The sequence below is a fragment of the Brevibacillus sp. FW306-2-1A-C05A genome (assembly GCF_058781555.1).
In genome coordinates, this window is record NZ_JBYSWV010000020.1 from 1 (window position 1) to 21216 (window position 21216).

The following is a 21216-nucleotide window of genomic DNA, read 5'->3' on the forward strand; positions in this document are numbered from 1 at the left end:
ATGGATGGGAATGGCTGTTGAAGGGGAAGAGGGGAGGTTGCGGTGTGCCTCCTTAATTAACAAAAGATATTCTGTAGTGATTTCGTTAGGAAACGAGGGAGCAATCTTACAAAAATGAGGCAAATGATTTATTATAGTCGTGAGAGCACATGATTATACTCTTGAAAGTGAATACTAATGGTAGGATACAGCCGGAAAGCAAGTGGAGAAAAAGTGTTTTCGAGGATGAAGCCTGTTTTTGGACAAAAAGATAATCCTCGAAAAAAGAGAGGAATGTTGAAGGCTTTGACTACAAGCAAAGCCCTGGCATGACTGGGTTTGTTCACGCCGACCAAGGTCGGTTACATTGAGGACCCGAGGAACGAGGGGACTGAAACATGATCTTCTTAACGGCTTTGTCCGAAATCGCATCCGGTTACATTGAGGACCCGAGGAACGAGGGGACTGAAACAGGCCATTGTCCACCGTTCGGCAGGGATGCTCTCCAGGTTACATTGAGGACCCGAGGAACGAGGGGACTGAAACCGCCAAAAATCGCCAGTTGGCTGATCGGCAGCACCGTAGTTACATTGAGGACCCGAGGAACGAGGGGACTGAAACACGTATTGTGCCACGGGTGAATTTTCCCGTCCGCCTGTTACATTGAGGACCCGAGGAACGAGGGGACTGAAACGGTTGCTGTTGATACGTCATTGTCGATAGCAGCTCATAGTTACATTGAGGACCCGAGAAAAGAGGGACTGAAACAACAGCATTCTTGATGATCGGGCCAATTTTACGTATCATTACCTTCATTTTTTAACGAAAACCTAATTTTGCAAAAGGCTCAATGATACATCCACTGCTTTTTTCTCGAACGCAGCGTCAAGAGTTCCCCAGACCTTTTCTATAAGAAAACCCCTCATAGTAGACAGAAAAAGCAAGCATGTACTCTGTCTACTATGAGGGAGCATATCATGGACGGCTGGTTATGAATTTATAGTATGTTTCTCAGTCGAGAAGGAATTTTTTTGGAAATCAAGGTTTTGGTGCAGAGACTCGCATAATTCTGTATTTACTTTTTTACAATATGATGACGGAATAACTCATCTCGGGCAGGCACTTCCCGATTCGCTCGGCGATAAGCGTCAGCGATCATTTCACAATAGTGGTCAAACCACTCGCGGTTTATTTGGCAACGGGTAAGCCCCTGATAGATTGGATGATTTGTGATGTCAGGGTTTATCTTCTTTAACTCTTCCAAATAGGTATGGAGTGAGGCTACCAATTCTTTTTTAAAAGTATGATAAGGAACCGGTGCTTCATAATGGGCCACCAAATCCTCAAAAATAAAGTAATCAAGGACGAATTGCTCATCTTTCAATTCAAAATAGTAGGTGCCAACCGAATCTGGATTCTCCATCTTGATCTTGACACCCCTTGATTCCATGAGATAAAGCAGACTAAAAAACTCATCCAAGGCATCAACTGCCCGAAAGAAGGAAAACACAAACTCGTTTCCATTCCATGTGCACGTAATATCTACTTTTCCTTTAAAAAACTCAAAAAATTTCCCCTGTTCAAGCCGTTCCTGCTTCTCGATTTGAAAATGCATCTTCAAGTTAAAGCAGCCTCCTTTACAATCTTCCTTCTCGCACTTTCGATCCACTCAATGGATATGCAGTCGTTATCGTTCCTAAATTATGATTGACGACAATTCTCAATGATTTAATACCGTGCTTTTCTTGTGAAAATGTAATATCGTAGACATCATTCAAGTCGTAAGTTCCAGCATTATTTCTCATAAATTCCTGTGCGGTAGGTTTGTTCACCTTATTCAGTTGATCCATAATCAAATTCATGATGTCTCTCTCAGACATGGCGGAAGGGAAGATGGTTTTGCCTCTAGGGAGACGATTTGGGTCGCCTACGTGTAAATCCTTAATATGTTTCCAACCCCAGTTGCTATTCCCTTCAAACAAGACAGCTTTTTTGGATTCAGCCAAAGCTTCCCCGACATTGCTACCGAGATTAACCATTCGAAGTACATGTTCCCCATCACCGCCAAATCTCGTCAAAAGGGCTGCGACAGCAGGGATTTTTAAAGCTTTACCAGTTGGAAGCAAAGAGGCGGCAGCTACTGTTTTCTCTGTTTTGCTGGCTTTGGGATCGAATAGGGTTTTCACATCGGAAAAGGCAAATTCAACCGCCATTTCACCCAAAGCGGCAAAGATAAAGCTTCCCGTTCGATTTTCCCAATCATCGAATGTAGATGTATTAATTTCTAACGTTCCTTTCCTCTGATCCCATTCTACATCCGTATCAGGCAATTTGTTTAGGAAAGAAGAAACGCGCACCACATCTTTGTGATCGAAGTTTTCCAGTTTGACGTCATATTTTTTCACCTTATGATTTTCATTAATCTCTAAGGAGCCTCTTTGAAGGTTGTATTTTACCCGTGTATCTCCTTTAGTCCCAATCAAGGTGGTTCCTTCATATTTGGTCTGATAGCCAGCCGCCCAAAGCAATTCTTGTGGCGTCGCATATAAATTATGGTCCCGAACCATTAAACTGTTAATTTTGACCTGATTTCCGTTTACCTCTGTTTGATTAATCGAGCTGTTAATAACTACCGAGTTTCCCTTTGGGTTTGAAGTGACTTTGACCGCATACAATCGACTAATTACATCATCCGAAACATAGGTCGTTCCATTTTTAATTTCAGCAGCACCGATTGTAATACTCCTTTCACTGTCACCGTCCTTCGAATATGTACCAGCGTAGGTGATTTGTCCACTGCTAATTCTGAGTTTAACGTAACTACCACCTTCCCCTTTTAAGGTGATTTTTGCAAACCCATTCCCCTGTTCATAAGAGACTCGCCCGCCAAGCTCCTCTAGCACAGCCTTGATTGCAACCATGTTCATTCCGTCTTTTTTATATCCATCGACGTTAGAATTACCAGCGGATATGTTTCTGCCGTTCACTGTAACATCTATACTATTAGAACTTGCACTGTACGCCGTAACTCCTGCTACTTTACTTCCAGAAGCGGATGAAAGGGACGGGCTATAGGATGTTGTAGACGTTGTTGAGCGGTTTGCAAAAGAAGACTGTTCGTAAGCCTGTTGTGCAGCCAGACTAATTTGAACGGAGTCACTTTTTGGTTTGGGTGTCGCAGTGGCTACTTCTTTAGGAGGAGGGGATGTTTTGGGTGGAGTAGTAACTTTTGCAGTTTGATCCGTGTTGCTTCTACTAGGTGTGTAATCGCGAATAGAGATGTTCTTTACCATTATGTTCACTCCTGGAATAACTTGTTAAAAACATATAGAATATAGGAATGAATACCATAATTGTAAATTATTTTTTGTTTACAAATTTCGACAATTCTTGTCGCAGTAAATTCGTATATAGTTGCATGTTTTACTTAATGTTCACGATATGAGTATAAGTTCCGTCTTGAGTGCGAGTAACAATGAGAAGGCAACTACAAAGAGCCGTAGAGCAGCAGAACGATATCCAGAGCATCTGCTTGGGCATCGACGTTCAGACGACAAAGCGCACTTTATGGCCGCTGAAGATCGCGTGTGATTGATTGAAGGCATATTGCCTCGCAAGGCGGACGCCGCGTGTGTTCCTACCCGCCTCTACATGTAAAGCCGCTCATGTTGCCATCCGCCTGTTAAAAACCCATTTACTCAAAAAAATTTACATTCCCGAGAAATCGTGTAATCGCTATCATTTTGGATTCATACTGCTTTGAAACTGGACAATATATTCATCCAGACGCTGGCTCAGAATTACAACCTCTATATGGTCCAATCCTTTTTCCTGAACGAGTTTAACAAGTTGTCTTCGTAATTCTTCGATGATATTCAATAGGTCTTCTTCATTTTTCCTTTTTTTGTTCACTTGAATCATACACCTGTCTTTATGGAGAGATTAAAAGTGATTTGTTCCAGTTTAATCGGGAAAAGATCTGGTTAATCGGAAATTTCTCGGTGATACCTTCCTTTTTGTGTAAGGGAAGGGCAATTCTACTATACAGCACTCTCCAAAAAATTCGGTTTAGAGAAAATAAGGAAATATAAAAGCCAGCACGTTTACACAAATGCTGGCTTTTATCTCAGGCTATTTCGTTTTTGAACTGCCAAGCAAAGCAAGTACTGCTTTGCGGAGTGGTTTGGACACGTCGCAGAGGACCGATACATTAACCAAAATCTAGCACAAGTCGGCCAAGTCCATGCAGCATAAAATTTCGTCGAGTGCTTTGTTCATGCGGCCGCGCTTCAATTCATATGCGATTTTAAAATACCGGAAGTTATAATGTCTTCCCTTATTAATCTGATCCTGATGTTCATAAAAGCGTTCGATTTCCGCAGAATACCGCTCTAAAACATGATCGATAGAAATGTCGAATTTGCTGGCAACTTCCATGATCGTCAAAAGTCCGGCTGGTATTTCCGTAGGGTGTTTGTCTAAAAAATCCAAATACTCGGGCAAGACTTGGGTATCTCCCATCAGTAAATCATACGTGTACATATTGGCTTTTGCCCATGTCTTGAACTTCTCTACTTCCATTCGCCCTGTATTATCAAGGAGTTCAAACCAGTCAAGATCAGCATAGCCCTGCACATACTTTTTCGCTTCACCATACAGCCCTTGCATCTGCAAGGCAGCTCCTTTCAGCAGAAAGCCTTGACCGTAATACACAACCAGATGACGCTCGGTCTTGAGCGGCTCACACGTCTTGGCGTTTTTCCGTTTGCGCCATTCATGCTCGTAAACCTTCGAGGCCAGTAAGCGGAGCTCGTCTGCATACTTTTCCATATCGCTCCACCTTTGCAAAACAAAAGATACATTCGCCAACTGAAGCAACCCGTCCAACTGATAATTTTCCGGCAGGCGATTTCGATAAGGTTCAAAGCGGATGACGGCTTTCCAGTTGTCTTCGGCATTCGCTCCTAGCGTTGCACGAAACAATCTGTACTGACTGAGCGAAAAGCGTTCTGAATGGCTATCCTTTTCATTTTCAATCACGAGCTGGTAAAAAGGAATGGATTCCTTGCGCTTCCCCGCTTCAAAGAGGCGTTCTCCTACTGAAAAGAGGATATCCACATTTTTTTGCTCATCCAGCAGTTTAGAAACGATCGGTTGAATGCAATCCTGTCGCCCAATCTCAGCACACCGGATCAAATACGGGATCACCCTCGGCCGCGAGACTCTTTCTTTGGCAAAGCACTCGTCGGGGTACAATTCATACAGCCATCCGGGAGGCTGTTCAAATGCTGTAGCCAAGGCATCCAACTGTCTTATCGTCATCGGGCGATTGCCCCGTAAAATATCGCTGAGATGCCCGTGATTGATTCCCGACAGCGCACTGAGTTTGCTTAGGGTGTAGCCGTATTGCTTTTGGATTTTTTCTATCGCTGACCGCAACGAACGTTGCAACGGTTCTTGCAGCCTCATAGAATACCTCCTAATCGAAAAAGTTTTGCGTGGGCGAATTTTGTTTCTGGTAAATATTGAGAAATCCAAATTCCACTTTAGTTTACTGTACAGTGCTGGTCAAGGGAAACTGGCATCTCGGTAACGAGAAGTTTTTTAACCAGGCTGCGAGTGGTATGGCACTGAGCTTGAGGGGAAAAGTCCCGATGGGGTCTTGTTTCTCCAAGAGCAATAGATACGCAGATGAGAGTGAGCAAGAAAGAATCTGAGGAAACAGGAAGAACCTTCGGCGCCATGCTGGGCGATGGGGATGTCTGCCGAAAGGGAAGATGAGAAGTGAGGTGCGTCTTTTTGTGGACAAAAGATATTTTGTCGTGATTTCGGCAGGAAACGAGGGAGAGGTATTATAAAAATGAGGCAAATGATTTATTATAGTCGTGAGAGCACATGATTATACCCCTGCAAGTGAATACTAATGATAGGACTCAGCCGGAAAATAAATGGAGAGAAAGTGTTTTCGAGGATGGGGCCTGTTTTTGGACAGAAAGGTAATCCTCGAAAAAAGTGCGGAATGTTGAGGACTTTGACTACAAGCAAAGCCCTGGCATTACTGAGTTTGTTCATGCCGACCAAGGTCGGTTACATTGAGGACCCGAGGTACGAGGGGACTGAAACTTCTCTTACTACGTAGTTTATCCGCTGTTTACTTATAGTTACATTGAGGACCCGAGGTACGAGGGGACTGAAACCTTTATAAAGGAGGACATAACTATGAAAACCTTAAACCGTTACATTGAGGACCCGAGGTACGAGGGGACTGAAACACGCTGAAAACTCAGGGTAAAAACCGATGAGGTCACGTTACATTAAGACCCCGAGAAACAAAGGGACTGAAACCGCTCTAACACAGACTGTTCTGCTTTTTTCGCTTCTGTACATTACGAACCCGAACACGAGTGAACTGCCACAACGAACCAAGTTCTTACGACAAAATGGCAACTGCCTAGAACACCCTAAACCCACAAAATAAGCCTACGAAAAAATTAAACTCATACTGAACAAACCGCAAAGCCCAACATTAAAAAATCCGCCCAACCAAAACCCCAGTTCCGAAACGAGGTGACCAAATGTTCGGATACTTCATCACGTTTGCCCTTAACTTTATAGTGGCCTACTTTATTTACGACGACCCCAGCATCCTGAAGCCTTTCGTGCACTCCGTTTTGATTCTGGCTTTGATCGTCCTCGTGGATCTATTTAAGAAAAAACAAAGAGCCACGCGCTGACTTTCAAGAAGGCAGTATGGAGCGCTAAAACAACTGGAAAGTAAGCAAAATGCCCTAATTCACACTTTTACAATTGTTGTATTTTGGGAACTATCCCGGACTGATCCAAATATAGGGAGCGAACCGTTACTATCCGTAAGACCATCCCCCATACACCCCACCCTCATTCCTACAACTACGCTATATCTATCTGTAATGACAAACGTACGTTCCTATGCTACTATAAAAATAAAAAGCAGGTGCTCCCCCAATGAACAAACCCGTCCACGTTAAATTGACGCACTATTCTCCCGCTCACTTGCCAGCGCTGCGCTCGTTTGAACTCCCCGAAGAACAGGGACAGTTTACATCATTGCCTGTCGAGACTCTCGCGGTAACAGAAGGCCAATACCCGATTGTGATTGTAAGCGAAAAGGAACCCGTAGGCTTCTTCTTGCTCCATTCCACGGAGCGGGTAAAGGAGTATTCCGCGAACCCCGACGCGATGCTGCTCACTTCCTTTTCCATTAACCATGCACAACAAGGCAAAGGCTATGCAAAGCAAGGAATGCTTCTCTTGCCGGCATTTATCCGTACCGAGTTTCCTGCCTGTACGGAAATTGTTTTGGCAGTGAACCATAAAAACATCCCTGCCCAGCGGCTGTATGTGGCAGCGGGCTTTGCAGATACCGGGCGCAGAAGAATGGGGCCGCTCGGCGAGCAATTTGTTTTCTGTTTGCCGCTGCCAAATGACCCGCAATAATCGCTAGCTACGCTATACGCTACTACAGCGCCAGCAGACAGCGGAGCTGCACACGAAAAACAAGCCGGAAACCCGCATTGGTAAAGGGCTCCCGGCTCTTTTCACACTCTGTTTGTTCCTGCAACTCGCAGTTCTCCTTCTTCGACAGCACTCATCTCAGCTCCGGCATGCTTGCTACGCATTCACACGAATACAACCGCCAGCCTGGACACTAGCCATCACACCGGAAACAATCGACCAAAAGCCAAGCCCGGCCCTAAAAGCGCAATCCATTCAGTTTTGCCTCTCTACCATACAAAATCCGCTTGCTAAGCCGAGCTACAACGACTTTCACTCGCTCTATACACGACAACCGCAACGAAAACAAACCGACAACACAACCGACAAAAAAACCGAAAACAAAAACAAGGCCCCACCCCAAAAAGGGACAAGACCTCGCTTTTCCAAACTCATTCACATTCAGCAACAATCGCGCCTGACACAGCGTAATGCTCCAACTGAATATCCATGTCCAGTCCTAGGGCAAGCTTGGCCATCTGATAACCGACGTAAGGCCCCATTGTCAGGCCGGACGCGCCGAGGCCATTGGCGACGAAAATGCCTTCCCAGCCGGGGAGCGGGCCGAGGACGGGAAGAAATCCCGGCGTGAACGGGCGAAAGCCTACCCGCGCTTCCACGAACGTGCTGTCGGCAAGCCTGGGGGCGATGTCCAGCGCTTTTGTGAACACTTCATGCAAGCCGCCTGGCGTTACGCGCGTGTCGAAGCCTGCGACGTCGTTTTCGTGCGTGGCTCCGACGACCATTTTTTGCTGATCGAAGGCGAGCAAATATTGATCGTTGGGCGGAATCACCACAGGCCAGTTGCCCGTATTCGCGTCTGGATAGTCCAGATGGACAATTTGCCCCTTTTGGAAAGTAACCTGAAACTGGACGCCCAGAGGCTGGAAAATTTCGTTCGCCCACGCTCCGGCACAGACGATGACGGAATCGGCGGTGATCGTTTCAGAGCCTGCACGCACTCCGGTTACCCGCGTTCCGTTGTGTACCAGGGTAGCTTCCTCGTATAGAAGCACAGCTCCATTTTTTTGCGCAGCCCGCAGCAAAGCATCCCGCAGGGCGCGGCCATCCACGCGAGCGGCTCCTGTGACATGCACCGCGGCGTAGTCCTCGTCGAGCGGAGGAAAAAGCGCTTTTGTCTCCTCGGAGGAAAGCATGGTGACGTCGCCCAGCTCCGGCGCATCTTCCTTGCGCGTGAGAGCCCGCTTTTCCAGCGCCTGCAGCTTGTCTGTATCCTTGTGAATGCTAAGAGCGCCGACACGGGCATACCCGGTGCTCGTCTCGCCGCTCTGCTCAAGCTCGGCGATCAGCGAGGGGTAAAAGCGCGCGCCTTCCTTCGCCAGTTTGTACCACGCCTGATTGCGCCTTTGCGACAGCCACGGGCAAATGATCCCTGCGGCTGCATCGGTGGCCTGGCCTTCATGTTTTCGGTCCACAATGATTACTTCTGCGCCTCTTTTTGATAGCTGATACGCCGTCGAAGCACCCAAAATTCCGGCACCTACAACAATGATTTTTTGCATGGTTCGCATCCTTTTTCATGAGGGGTGTACAATGGCTTCCTTATTACTATAAACTAACGGAGCAAGAAAAGGTACGTCTGCCATGGACCCAAGCTTGTGAACAGATGAAGGCGTAATTGTCGAAAAGATAATTAGTGCAAAAGTACCAATATTGGCGTAATCTGATAGTAATATAGTCGTTGGCGGATTGCTAGACAGCTAAAGGGCAAAACCATCATGATTTTGCTTCTGGCGCTTATACGAAGCCAAGCCAAAAAGGAAAAAGGAGGAGAGGGAAAAAGTGAGAGTATGGAGGCTTTTGCTATTGTTCCTGCTCATGGTTCAACTGACGTTGGGGACTTGGGGGCCGCAGGCGATTAGCCATGCGAATAGCGGGAACGACTTGAAAAAGCAGATTTTGGAGATTACGGATTCCGGCAGTTCGGAGCTTTCCTTGTCCAGTTCCGACTATGCGATCACGACGATGAGCATGAAAAAATTCGTCGCGATTCGCGAAGAGCTGGACGGGAAATACGATGCGATCTACATCGGCTCCGGGAAGTACAGCACGGATCCGGTAAGCTATCGCAACATGGAAAACTCCAGTTCCCCGACGGATCGGGCCAACGCGCACGATACAAAAAACAAAATGAACGACATCACCGACCTGAAGGCCGAAGCGATCAAAAAGGAGTTTATCAGCAAAGGCCAACTGGTAGTCTTGCACAACGATACCGTTACCAAAAATACAGGCAAGTTGAAAGCGCATTTTAACCCATATAAAAGTGGCAGCCAGAAAAATGTCCTTTTTGCCAGCAGCGCCTCAGATGCAGCGAAAAAAATTGCGCAAAACATAGCGACAAGACCGCGCTTGACCATTCTTTCCCAGCCGAGCGATTACACGCTTTCCTCGCATGCCATTTACGGTCCGGGAGATAAGATCACCTACACGTTCAAGTTGGCGAACTACTCTTCTTTTGTCGGCCGCGGGCTGAGCGCCAATCTGTACATTGACGCTGACTTCGACAGAGTATATGAGCCGGAAGAGCTGGTCAGCACGACTTCGCTTACGGCCAACAGCGCAGTCAACGAGCTTTCCTTCGTCCTGCCAAAAGGCTTGTCCACGCTGTACTACTGGAAGCTGGAGCTGGTAGACGAAGCGACCAAGCTGAAAGATTACGAGACAGGCATTTTTCAGTTCCGCGATCAAAAAGTGAACGTCAGGGTGCTGCAAGTAACCGTCAGCTCCAATGACGAGAGCGATTTGAACAAGCGGATTCAGAAGGCGTATCTGGACAACGGCACCGATTACGCCCTCCAGATCAATACGGTTTCGATGAGTGATTTCAACAAAACGTATTACAAGACCTTGAACGGCAACTACGACATGCTGGTGTTTGGCTTCCGGGATACATACAACGAAGGCGCGTCGATCAGTACAGCAGCAGCCGAAGCGGTGCAATCTTTTATCCGCACAGGCCAGGGCGTCATGTTTTCCCACGATACGATCTACCGCAGCAGCAACAACTGGCTCACGTATTTCAAAGACATTAGCGGACAAATCGACCCGATGCACAACCTGGGCTTCGGAGCGCCGAACCGTTCGAAAACGACCAAGCAAGTCAACAGCGGCTTGCTGACGCAGTACCCGTTTGCTTTGGGAGAATCCGTCACGGTGGCGGAAACGCACGACCAGTACTATACGCTTGACCTGGAAGATCCGACTGTCATTCCGTGGTACAACATGACAGGCAGCAACCGGGACGTCGACGATAGCTGGAACCATTACTACACCTACTCCAAGGGAGGCGTCACCTACTCGGGTACGGGACACACCTCCAGCAGCTTTCCGGATTCCGAGCAAAAGCTGTTCGTCAACACGCTGTACCGCGCCTTCATCGGTGCCAACCATGCGCCGATCATTACGATGATTGCGCCAAATGACAAGGAGCGCATTCGCAGCACCGACAAGGCGTTCGATATCGTCTACCGCGTGGACGACTACGATTTGAAAGACTTCATGCTGAAAACGAAAATCTACGTCGACGGCAAGCAGGTCTACTCCAATGATCGGACAGGTAACGGCTCGATCGTCATTTATCAGGCGGCCAATACCAAGCCGAACGGCGGCGAGATCGAGATCAGGGTAGAGGTGGAAGACAGCAAGGGAGCCAAGCAAACCGTTACGCGAAAAGTCATCGTAGACAAAGTGACACCTGCGCTCGCCCTGTCTCGCAAAGTGCTCAATGAAAATCCGGGACGGATCAAGAAAAGCGATCCGATCGCGATCGAGTACACCATCGAGCCTAGGGATATTCCCGTCAGCGAGCTGGCGTCGACAGGTCTGCGTCCAATCTGGATGCCGCAGGAGAGCTATGTGGTCGGCCAGGCGTATTCGTTCCAGGACCCGACAAAAGGGGATTTTGGACCGATTGCGTGGGCAAGTCCAAACACTGGCACGGCATACCTGAATCTGTTGAAGACAGGCTACACCCAATCCGTTTCACTCGGTGCGACCGTCAATACGCTGCCAGGCAGCAATCTGAAAAACGAACTGAATGAAGGCTTGAAATATTTGTATGATCGAAAGGCGATCATTACGCTGCCGATCGTCGACGATACGAAGCTGACCAGCAGTTCCACAGTGGCGCCGATCCTCAACTTTGGCCGCTTTGAAGTGAAAAAGGATGCGGCTGGCAACTACACAGGCGTCTTCCAGGGATACGTGTATCAGGTTACTGGCAATCAGCTTACCTTGAAAAATATCAGCTTCAACGAAATTTACCCGGAGGGCATTGAAGTGAGCAGCAATTCCGAAGGGTGGCAACAGTCTACGTCAGGAGGCAAAAAGCAACTGGCTGGACAGTTGCAGGATGTGACGTACAACCTCGTGAATACGTCTGCCGGCAAGGTGTACCGTGCGGAGAAACAGCAATTCACCGTAGAGCTGAAAGCAACGAAAAGCGGTCTGTACACGCTCAACCAAGCTCAGATGAATTACACCGATTTTACGGAAGCGGAGATTACGGACAAGTTCAACAGCGTGAACTTCAATGTGTACACGGCTGTGGAAGGCGTCACCCTCAATAAAGAGCAAATTACACTCGTCGCGGAAGATCCGGCTCGCAATACCGAGAAGCTGGTGGCAACCGTCTTCCCGGCTGATGCAGAAAACAAAGACGTGAAATGGACCTCCAGCAACGAAAAAGTAGCGACCGTCGACTCGGTAGGGCGTGTCGTCGCTGTCGGCAGCGGTCAGGCAACGATCACGGTGACGACAGTGGACGGCGGATATACGGATACGTGCCTGGTCATCGTTTCGTCCCAGCCGCAGTTGACCATGACACCTAACGATGGCTGGAACAGCTTGTATCCAAAAGAAGTAGTCATTACGGCAGAAGTCATCCACTTCAGTAAAACCGAAGTGCTGCAACCGGATTTTCGCATCAACGGTACTTCTGTAGACCCTGGCACACCGAAGGCTCCGGTTGAAGTCGGAAACGGCCTGTTCAAAACGACGTACCAGTTTACGATTGAGCAAAATCAGACCTCGTTGGGCGGACCTTTTGTCGGGCCTGCGGTGATTACAGGTCAGGTGAAAAACGGGCTGGGACAGCTTTCCAACGAAGCAGAAGGGAAAGTGTACTTTAACCCGCCAATCGAAATTACGGCGACGGGCGAGCGAGAGGGCAGCTCGCAGACGGCCAAGCTTGTCGCTACGCCGTCTGGAACGATCATGCCAAATGCAACCTTTGGCTGGGTTTACGAGAGCGATAACAAGAATGTCAACCACCAGACGCAACTGACCGATTTCAACAACGGCACCACTGCTCAAGGCGTACCGTTGAAGCCAGGCGTGAACCACTTTGTAGTCGCCATGCGCCAAGACTTTAACGAGGACGGAGATACGACGGATGTTAATGAAATGAGCGTGTCGAAGGTCATCACGATCGGCGGTAGCGAGTATCCGGTATTTACGGCAGAGGCGGAGAAGGTTTTGGAGCTGGAAAGCATAGGGACTGTGAAGGTGACCCCTCAAGAGCATGTCACCGAGGATACCGTCTGGAAGTACAGCACAACGCCTAACCCTACGGAAAGCGACTTTACGCCTATTCCCAACATGGACAGCAAAAACGATAACTACCTGGACATTCCGCTGCGCACGGAAGGCGGAAAGTACGTGGAAACCACGGTTATCATCAAGGCAGATAATGGCGACGGCTATGTGACGACTCGCCAGGTTGTCCTGACACCGCCGAAAGAAAGAACTTCGCCGTATGCCTTTGTCATCTCGACTGGAAGCGTGCAGGAAAACAGGGCGGTAAACGTGCGCCTGGGCTACTCTTTTAAAGACGTAGATGTCGATGGCAGAGTCAAGGTCAACGTAAAAAATGCAAAATATACGATTGTGCAGGTCGGAAGCGGTGAACCTGGCACAACGGTTGCTCTCCCGCATAGCGATATTTTTGCAGAGAAGTTCCTCAATCTGAAAACGGACAATTCGAAGACGAAAACATACAAGATTACCGTAGAAGTCGAATACACCGTTACGACCATTCGCAAGGGAGGAAAGAAAATAGAATCCCCAATCAAGCATACGCAAGATGAGTTGACCATCACCGTTCTGGCAACGGGGACACGTCAATAACCGCTTCCTGACATGAAAAATAGAAAGTGCCAATGCGAACTGGTTTGTCTCGCATTGGCACTTTTGCTTTTACTCCAGGATCGGATCTCCTACTTCGGGATACTCTTTGTCGTACATGTCGATGTGAAAACGGTCGCCAGGCGGGAGGCCCGGTGTCTTCTCTTCGAAAATGTTGCGGTCAAAAGAAATCGACATGTGCGTCGGTGGCTTTTCCGCACGGTCTTCGCGCACGGAGTTCAATTCGATGTAGCTGGTTCCTTCTTCTACAGCATCACGCACGCTGCGGCCTGTGGCGATTCCGCCAATCAGCCGGTTGTGGGAGTTGATCGAGTAAATCTCCATGGCGCTCTCCGAGTACAGGAAGGCCGAGAGTGGATAAATGTCCTTGCTGTCGATCGAGCTTTCGTCTTTGTACCTGTCTGTGAGGCTGATCGTGCCGGACGCGATAATGACCAGGTTGTTTTTCCGACCGGGCTGCGTAATATTTTGGATCTCGCGAATGACCACGTTGCCATCGACATAAACCGTGCCGTTGATGGACACGTCTCCGACAATGTCCAGGTTGCCCTTGATGTAGATCGTGCCCGTGTAAGTGAAAGGCTTGCCTTCATGGTCCGGCTCCGCCTTGAACGAGCCGCTTCTGCCCATCTCTACCGCTGCCATTCCTTCGCCGTCCGGACCGCTGATGTACAGATGGCGAATGTTTTCCAGCGAATCTCCCGTGAAGCGGGCCGTCAGGTTCAGGAAATCCGGGTTGGCATCGCGATAAGGCGATTCGATGACGAGCAACTCACCGCTCGGCGCGTAGGCATCGATAAAGCCAGGAGGCACTGCGCCATCCGCTTCGTCAGGGTCTCTGAACCATCTGGCCGATTCGACAGGCGGCATTTGCTGTGCGCTGGTCGCGAGTGCTTTTCCTTCGCGGATGCGGTCGGAGACGTATTTCGCGGTGCTTCCCACTTGTTCATCTATGAACAGCGAATCTGTCGGACGGTTTCTTTCGGTCACGATAGGCGGCTCATATCCGGGGATGTACGGCGTGGCCGGATCAGCACTGAGCGTAACCGCATTTTCCTCCGTGTCTGGCAGCGGGCTGGGGACGAAGGCAGATTCCAGATCAGCAATTCGCGGGCCGGAAAAAGCGGTGCTGCTCGGCTCCTCCGCAGGAAAAGCGGCAATTTCCATCAGGCGGCTGCGGCTCGGCAGGAAAATTTCGCCCTCCACGTAGTTGGGACCGCTTGTGCCGACCTCCCAGACTACCTCATCGTTTGCCGGATCGCTGTCCTCCGTATTTTTCAACGAGCTGTAACGATAGCGCGAGCTGGTCACAACCGAGTCGGCTGCGATGTTGCCAATCACGTTGCTCCCGCCGAAAAGCCGCAGTTGGCCGGGAGTGCTGATCGCATAGTGAAAAGGCGCAGGCACGGTATTCACGTAGACAGTCGAGGTGAGCTTGACCTTCCGCAAGTTTTCCGCCCGGTCGGGAATGCCGATCACGGACACTTTGAGCTTCAGCACATACGGCTGGCTGGTGCTGCCGGTGTCGCGGGGAATCCGCGACTCGATGGCGGTATGGATGGCGAAGCTGCCGTTCATGCCCGGCAAGCGGATTTCCTTGTATGTATTCGGTTCCGTAGCGGAGATGCTCTCGACCAGGTCGATGACCTTGTCGCTGGATTGGGTCACTGGTACCTCAGTGGGACGCGACAAAGAATCCCGCACCTCGCTGATCGTCCCATTCCCGTTCAGGAAGGAATGAGGCATCTGCAACTGCGTCTCCAAATACTCCTGGAAATAGGCCAGTCCCGCGTCTGCCAGCAGTTTGCCCTGCACCTCATCCTCGGCAAAGGTGCGCTGCTTTACGCTCTGCATGGTGTAGCTGGCGAGCGAGAGGGCCAGGACCGTAAACAGGACAATGATAAAAAAGACGATGACAAGGGCGCCGCCCCTCTCTTCTTTGACGATCTGCATGGACTCACCCCTTCTGCTCGCTGCCCAGCTCGATTTCCGTACGGACGACACGTACATACTGGGCTTTTTCCGTGTTTTGTGTGACGGCGTTCTCCACCTCGGTCCAATTGGCAAAAAGCTGGTGGTTTTGCCTGTCCTCCTCTGTGGAAGGAAGCGGGAAAGAACCGTAGCGCAGGGCAACGACGAGATAGAGAACTACCTGTTTTTGGGCTGCATCGTCGTTTTCTTGCTGAGGCATGGTGAAAAAGCCTTTTACCATATACTGGTTACGATCTGCCGGAAAGGGAATGTGGCTGCATGGATTGATCTCTGACCCGTGTGTTTCACAGGCGGCAAAAGCATACGTTTCCCTGGTGAGCAGCGACACTGTTTGCGTGCTCGTGGAGGCTCGATCAATTTTGACGGAGCGCTTGTGCAAATAGACCTGGCTGGAGCTGGTGGCATCGGCAAACTCGGGAAAAGAGGCGCTGACGATATGCCGTGCTGCCGTATCGTCCGCTGATCCTTGCTCGGGGTCGGCCGAGGCAGAAGGCAGCTTGACGTAGTCCGCCTCCTGGATCGTGCGCATCACGTCGCCAATGACAAAATCTGTATCGTTTCGCAACGTGTTTTTTAAGGAAGTAGTTTGATAGATTTCTACTCCTTTGACGTACACACCGATCAGCGGGATCAAGATGGCAAAGAAAATGAGCGACGTGGTGAGCACCTCAACGAGCGTAAGCCCGCGTTCATCCTTGAGGTATTTGGTTAGCGGTAGTTTGCGCGATCTGATTATCATGCGTCATTCTCCTGCCCAATCTCTGGATTGGCTATCAATGTTTCCAGCTCCGCGACTTTCACATCGTTTGAAAAGACTGTGACGACGACTCTGATGAGCGACTGGGATGCTGTTTGCTCTGTTGTGATAAACCGGGGGAGCACGTAAGTCTGGTAGACGCGATCGTTGATGGTCATGTCAGCGAGCTTGATCCCCTTGAAGTCGTTGGGCCAATTCGGTGCCTCGTTGGAGCAGATGCTTGCGAGCAGGTGAAAAGGAAGCGGTTTGCCCAAGTATTGATCTGCCAGCGAAATTCCTTGCTGCTGATCGGCTGGGATCACGCCATTTCCGGCCCGCCACTCTTCCACAGTCTGCCTGGCCAAGTTCATGGCGACTTGCCGACTGTCCTGATTGCCGGAGATTTCAAAGCTTCTGACGAGAAAATGGCTCAAAAACAGGAGGGCGATGGAAAAAATTAGAAGCGATGCGACCACTTCGACCAAGGACAAGCCTTTTTCGTTATCTAGTACTTTCATCCTGGTTATCCTCCTGGAAAGGTTCGTGACCTTATTGTACACGAAATGAGAAAAATAGGATATTATACAGGAATGTCAAAATTTCGAACAGGAATTTGCACATCAAAGTCGAATCGGGTTAGAGAGAAAGGAATGGGTCTAATGGCATATTTTTTTGAGAGGATAGGGTGAAATAAAGATGGATACAACAGGTGTCCTGATATTTATTGGCTGCTATTTTCTATTGTCTGCCCTATTTGGAGTGATGCTCTATCGGAGGGCGAAGCGCACTTTTGCGCGAAAAGGCTGGCTGGTAGCAGCGGGGGCGGTCCTGATCGGCGCCGTTTCTCCTTTCTTTATTGCTTACACAAGCTTGTGGCTGTGGCTGTCCGTTTTTCTTTTGCTCGCGGTTTGCCTGGCGTGGGGCGCATGGAAGCTGTCCGCAGTGCCTGTAAGGAGAGGCGGATTTGCTCCTGTTTTTTCTGTGCCGGCGACAGCGGAGCTGGGTCGGCAGCATCCGTGGAGTTTGGAAGAGGCAGCGGATGAGCAGCAAGACGAAGGCGTGCCAGCAGTAAGTGAGCTTGAGCAGCAGCATGAGAGTGAGCACCAGCATGAGCATGAGCTTGAGCATGACCTTGACCTTGAGTTGGAACTGGAGCTGGAGGAAGAAGTCGAACAGGCGGCTTTGGCTGAAGTGGCCGTGAGCCAGGAGGAAGGCAGCTTGCCGGAAATCCGCGACGAGGATGAGGCGATCAGCTACGACTTTTTGCAGGAGGAAGAAGCGGAGACGATTCCGTTCATGCCTGCACTGGAGCCTCCTTCGGCAAAAATAGAGGCCGAGGAAGCAGACGAGGATCGGATCATCTACTTTTTCGAGGAAGAGTCTCCTGCCGAAAAGAAAACCATGCCTGACACAACGGAACGGACAGATGTCGGGAAAGCCGATGAGCATGAATGGAATTTCATCCACGATGACAAGCAGACAAATGAATAACCGATAAAGAAAGGCGTTGACGTATGTACGCAACCCAAATCTCGCCTCGACGGCGCTATTCGTTTTCTTGGTTCTTTGCCATATTTTTCGTCCAGCTCATCCTGATCCCGGCGCTTTCGCTTTTTTCGATGATCGAGTGGGGAGGCGCCACTTTTGGCGAGAAGATTTTCCAGGAAGAGATCAGGATCGCATCGCTTCCCGTAGGCGGCCAGACATATGAGGAAGCAAGGCAGAAGCTGCTTGAGGCCGTACAGGCCAGCCAAAATACAGAAATTCGCTTTGTACTAGATGGACAAGCGTACCCGATTGACAAAAGCAAGCTGCAACTCAGCTTTGATGTAGAAGCGACCTTGCAGGAGGCGTATGCCCGCTCCCGAGAAAAGACCGGGTTTTTCTCCCGCTTGTGGGGGGATTCTGCGCCTGTCAATGTGCCGATCAAGATTGCCTTTGATCGCGCGGAGATGTCCAGACAGCTTGACGCCATCGGACAACAGATCGAGCGCCCGGCTGTGTCTGCGACAGGAGCTGTTTCGGGGAATACGATCTCGATCGTGCCAGAGGTGGTCGGTTACCGGATCAATCTGGAGCAGTCTTTGTCCGCCTTTGAGCAAGTCATCTCGTCCAATCTCGCAGATTGGTCGGGAGAGCTTCGTCTGGCTGTACAGGAAGACGTGCCACAAATCCGCACAGCAGATTTGGAGTCGATCAAAAACATGTTGGCTGAGCAGTCTTTGCCGATGGCTGTTTCCGGGAGCAGCGGGCTTGCCAATTTGCAGCAGCTCGTCTCCCGCCTGAACGGCACGGTCGTTTTGCCTGGCGAGACGTTTTCCTTCCTGAAGGCGACAGGGCCGTACACGCAGGAAAACGGCTATGTGCTGCAGCCGATTCTCGCCGACGAACAAGTCGTTCCGGACCAGCTCGGTGGAGCCGCGACACAGGCAGCGACTGCTCTCTACCAAACCATTTTGCAGAACCGTCTGACCGTGATCGAGCGGCATGCGGCTCAGCGGCCTGTTTCCTATACAAGTGCAGGGCTGGAAGCGCGGGTCGATGGGGAAGAACTCGATCTGCGCTTTTCCAACCAGACGGAGAAGCCGCTGTTTATCCATGCGGCACTGCAGAGCAATCAGGTGCGAGTGGCGCTTTTCGGGGCAAAGCAGGACGTGCCTGTGGCGACGCTTGTTACGGAAAAAGGCGCGACGGTGTCGCCGAATACGATTGTTCGCGTAGACCAAACGCTGGGGCCAAACGAGGAGTTCATCGAGCGCAAAGGCAGCGAGGGCTTCACGGTCGCCGTTTACCAGAGCTGGCAGGAGAACGGGATATTCCGGAAGCAAAAGGTTTCCGAGGATTACTACAAGCCGCTGCACAACGTCGTTGCGGTTGGCCCCGTTTATGAAAAAGACAAGAAGGCGCGGGCGACAACTGTGCCAGGGGCGCAACAGGAAGGCGGTGCGGCTCCGGCCGAAACGGCTGATGACGGCGGCGGAACACCTGCCGCTGCACCGCCTCCAGACATACCGATGCCAAGCGCCCCTTCCACTGACGCAAACAGCGGAAGCACTGGCGGGACGGAAGTGGTAAACGGCATTATTTATCAAAACTAGGCAAAGCAACCGTACGTAAGAGGGGGGAGTCTCTTGTCCCGCAAAAGGCTTGGCGACATCTTGGTCGAGAGCGGCATCGTTACCACCGACCAGTTGCAGGAAGCGCTGGTCGAACAAAAAAAATCGAAGCTGAAGCTCGGTGACCACCTGCTGCAAAGCGGCTACATCACCGAGCAGCAACTGATTGAAATTCTGGAATACCAGTTGGGGATTCCCCATGTCAGCCTGTTTCGCATGCGTCTGGATCCGTCTTTGTCAGCGATTGTGCCAGAGGAGCTGGCTCGCCGCCACTCGCTGGTTCCGTTGAAAAAAGAAGAGAACAAGCTGACTGTCGCGATGGTTGACCCGCTTGATTACTACGCAATTGACGAGCTGAGGATGAGCACGGGTTTTGTCATTAACGTGGTGATCGCGACCCGCGACGAGATTCAGCGCGCCATCTCGCGAATGTACAGCATGCAAGGCTCTGTGCAGGAGCTGATGGAAGGCATCGAAGTGCCGGAGGATTTGGAAGAAGCGCGGATTTTTGACGACAATTCGCCGATTGTTCGCCTGGTCAACCAAATGTTTGAGCAGGCTGTCCAGCTTCGGGCGAGCGACATCCATATCGAGCCGATGGAAGACGGCATCCGCGTCCGTTTCCGCATCGATGGTCTGATGCGAACGGAGCGGGTCTTGCCGCGGCACATGCAGGGGATGCTGACGGCCCGGCTGAAAATCATGGCGAATCTGAACATCGCCGAACGCAGGATGCCGCAGGATGGCCGGGTGCAGATGAATGTAGACTTCAAGGAAATTGATATCCGGATGTCGACTTTGCCTACCATCTACGGGGAAAAAATCGTCATGCGTCTGCTTGACCTGACCAACGCTCTGGTGGAGATGAGCCAGCTTGGCCTGTCGAAGCGCAATCTGGCGATGTTTCAAGAGCTGGTTACCATGTCCAACGGGATCGTACTGGTGACGGGCCCGACGGGAAGCGGGAAATCGACGACGTTGTACTCGGCGCTCAACCATTTGAACTCAGAGCATGTCAACATCATTACCGTCGAGGACCCTGTCGAGTATCAGCTTGACGGGATCAACCAGGTGCAGGTCAACGAAAATATCGGGATGAGCTTCGCTTCCGCGCTGCGCTCGATTTTGCGCCAGGACCCGGACATCATCATGGTCGGGGAGATTCGCGACAGGGAGACGGCCGAAATCGCCATCCGCGCCGCGCTCACCGGGCACTCGGTGTTCAGCACGCTGCATACCAACGACGCGGTCAGCAGCATTACCCGTCTCGTGGACATGGGCATTCCGTCGTTTTTGATCGCTTCTTCGGTGCACGGCGTACTCGCGCAGCGGCTCGTCCGCCGCATCTGCAAGGACTGCAAGCAGGAATACCAGGCGTCCGAACAGGAGAAGAAGTTGTTTGCCCAAAAAGGGTTGAACGTGGAAACATTATGGAGGGGAAAAGGCTGCGCAAGCTGTCAAATGACCGGATACCGAGGCAGGATCGCCGTTCACGAGGTGTTCAAGATCGACGATACGATCCGCTCGATGCTGATCCAAAACCTCCCGTCCCACGAGTACAAAAAGTATGCGATGAAAAACGGGATGGTCCTGTTGTTCGACGATGGCCTGCTCAAAGTAAAGCAGGGCATCACCACCATGGAAGAAATTTATCGGATATCGGTCAGCCAGTGACGGCCGACGTCAGGAAGA

13 protein-coding genes and 1 CRISPR repeat array are annotated in these 21216 nt (G+C 50.3%); of the genes, 5 read left to right on the plus strand and 8 right to left on the minus strand.

Going from position 1 to position 21216, the window contains the following annotated elements; genetic code table 11:
* The first annotated feature begins 340 nt into the window (after nt 1-340).
* Nucleotides 341-673: direct repeats of the CRISPR family, unit length 37 nt; unit sequence GTTACATTGAGGACCCGAGGAACGAGGGGACTGAAAC.
* A 381-nt stretch (nt 674-1054) separates the two neighbouring features.
* The 4 genes from AC3WJN_RS13715 to AC3WJN_RS13730 all read right to left on the minus strand — a co-directional run bounded on the left by AC3WJN_RS13715 (nt 1055) and on the right by AC3WJN_RS13730 (nt 5448).
* Nucleotides 1055-1594: a hypothetical protein gene (locus tag AC3WJN_RS13715; protein WP_237716587.1), complete on the minus strand. Its 540-nt coding sequence runs from the start codon at nt 1592-1594 to the stop codon at nt 1055-1057.
* Nucleotides 1595-1616: 22 nt separating this feature from the next.
* Nucleotides 1617-3272, minus strand: coding sequence for a stalk domain-containing protein (locus AC3WJN_RS13720; RefSeq protein ID WP_007778817.1), 1656 nt, complete (start codon nt 3270-3272; stop codon nt 1617-1619).
* A gap of 445 nt (nt 3273-3717) precedes the next feature.
* Nucleotides 3718-3900, minus strand: coding sequence for an aspartyl-phosphate phosphatase Spo0E family protein (locus tag AC3WJN_RS13725; RefSeq protein ID WP_025845198.1), 183 nt, complete (start codon nt 3898-3900; stop codon nt 3718-3720).
* A gap of 300 nt (nt 3901-4200) precedes the next feature.
* Nucleotides 4201-5448 (minus strand): helix-turn-helix domain-containing protein, encoded by a 1248-nt coding sequence (locus AC3WJN_RS13730; protein ID WP_007778819.1) that lies wholly within the window; start codon nt 5446-5448, stop codon nt 4201-4203.
* 1515 nt (nt 5449-6963) lie between these two features.
* Between AC3WJN_RS13730 and AC3WJN_RS13735 the strand changes: the two genes are divergently transcribed.
* Nucleotides 6964-7455 carry a GNAT family N-acetyltransferase gene (locus AC3WJN_RS13735; RefSeq protein ID WP_005830902.1) on the plus strand — a complete coding sequence of 164 codons (492 nt, stop codon included), beginning with the start codon at nt 6964-6966 and terminating at the stop codon, nt 7453-7455.
* A 449-nt stretch (nt 7456-7904) separates the two neighbouring features.
* On the opposite strand, the gene AC3WJN_RS13740 is transcribed toward AC3WJN_RS13735, so the two are convergent.
* Nucleotides 7905-9035, minus strand: a complete 1131-nt coding sequence (locus tag AC3WJN_RS13740; RefSeq protein ID WP_007778825.1) for an NAD(P)/FAD-dependent oxidoreductase — start codon at nt 9033-9035, stop codon at nt 7905-7907.
* Between the two features lie 280 nt (nt 9036-9315).
* Here AC3WJN_RS13740 and AC3WJN_RS13745 point away from each other — a divergent pair, with 280 nt between their 5' ends.
* Complete coding sequence (locus tag AC3WJN_RS13745) at nt 9316-13662, plus strand: Ig-like domain-containing protein (RefSeq protein WP_007778828.1); 4347 nt, start codon at nt 9316-9318, stop codon at nt 13660-13662.
* Between the two features lie 69 nt (nt 13663-13731).
* Here the strand turns inward: AC3WJN_RS13745 and AC3WJN_RS13750 are convergent, their stop codons facing one another.
* The 3 genes from AC3WJN_RS13750 to AC3WJN_RS13760 are packed head-to-tail and all read right to left on the minus strand — an operon-like array spanning nt 13732 to nt 16926.
* A complete protein-coding gene (locus AC3WJN_RS13750) occupies nt 13732-15633 on the minus strand; it encodes a hypothetical protein (protein WP_007778831.1) in 1902 nt (633 codons plus the stop codon).
* A 4-nt stretch (nt 15634-15637) separates the two neighbouring features.
* On the minus strand, nt 15638-16411 hold the full coding sequence (locus AC3WJN_RS13755) for a PilW family protein (RefSeq protein ID WP_007778834.1): 774 nt from the start codon (nt 16409-16411) through the stop codon (nt 15638-15640).
* Nucleotides 16408-16926 (minus strand): type IV pilus modification PilV family protein, encoded by a 519-nt coding sequence (locus tag AC3WJN_RS13760; protein WP_005830893.1) that lies wholly within the window; start codon nt 16924-16926, stop codon nt 16408-16410. Before AC3WJN_RS13760 ends, AC3WJN_RS13755 begins: the two co-directional genes overlap by 4 nt.
* Nucleotides 16927-17104: 178 nt before the next feature.
* On the opposite strand from AC3WJN_RS13760, the gene AC3WJN_RS13765 reads away from it, so the two are divergent.
* Genes AC3WJN_RS13765 through AC3WJN_RS13775 form a run of 3 tightly spaced genes read left to right on the plus strand, consistent with a single transcriptional unit; the run spans nt 17105 to nt 21198 of the window.
* A complete protein-coding gene (locus AC3WJN_RS13765) occupies nt 17105-17899 on the plus strand; it encodes a glycosyltransferase family protein (RefSeq protein WP_007778838.1) in 795 nt (264 codons plus the stop codon).
* A gap of 23 nt (nt 17900-17922) precedes the next feature.
* Nucleotides 17923-19506 carry a VanW family protein gene (locus AC3WJN_RS13770; RefSeq protein ID WP_007778844.1) on the plus strand — a complete coding sequence of 528 codons (1584 nt, stop codon included), beginning with the start codon at nt 17923-17925 and terminating at the stop codon, nt 19504-19506.
* Nucleotides 19507-19539: 33 nt separating this feature from the next.
* Nucleotides 19540-21198, plus strand: coding sequence for a GspE/PulE family protein (locus AC3WJN_RS13775; RefSeq protein ID WP_005830887.1), 1659 nt, complete (start codon nt 19540-19542; stop codon nt 21196-21198).
* Nucleotides 21199-21216 lie beyond the last annotated feature (18 nt).

Coding starts and splice junctions, on each gene's coding strand:
- AC3WJN_RS13715 (WP_237716587.1), bottom strand. CDS start 1,594: ATGCATTTTCAAATCGAGAAGCAGGAACGGCTTGAACAGGGGAAATTT.
- AC3WJN_RS13720 (WP_007778817.1), bottom strand. CDS start 3,272: ATGGTAAAGAACATCTCTATTCGCGATTACACACCTAGTAGAAGCAAC.
- AC3WJN_RS13725 (WP_025845198.1), bottom strand. CDS start 3,900: ATGATTCAAGTGAACAAAAAAAGGAAAAATGAAGAAGACCTATTGAAT.
- AC3WJN_RS13730 (WP_007778819.1), bottom strand. CDS start 5,448: ATGAGGCTGCAAGAACCGTTGCAACGTTCGTTGCGGTCAGCGATAGAA.
- AC3WJN_RS13735 (WP_005830902.1), top strand. CDS start 6,964: ATGAACAAACCCGTCCACGTTAAATTGACGCACTATTCTCCCGCTCAC.
- AC3WJN_RS13740 (WP_007778825.1), bottom strand. CDS start 9,035: ATGCAAAAAATCATTGTTGTAGGTGCCGGAATTTTGGGTGCTTCGACG.
- AC3WJN_RS13750 (WP_007778831.1), bottom strand. CDS start 15,633: ATGCAGATCGTCAAAGAAGAGAGGGGCGGCGCCCTTGTCATCGTCTTT.
- AC3WJN_RS13755 (WP_007778834.1), bottom strand. CDS start 16,411: ATGATAATCAGATCGCGCAAACTACCGCTAACCAAATACCTCAAGGAT.
- AC3WJN_RS13760 (WP_005830893.1), bottom strand. CDS start 16,926: ATGAAAGTACTAGATAACGAAAAAGGCTTGTCCTTGGTCGAAGTGGTC.
- AC3WJN_RS13765 (WP_007778838.1), top strand. CDS start 17,105: ATGGATACAACAGGTGTCCTGATATTTATTGGCTGCTATTTTCTATTG.
- AC3WJN_RS13770 (WP_007778844.1), top strand. CDS start 17,923: ATGTACGCAACCCAAATCTCGCCTCGACGGCGCTATTCGTTTTCTTGG.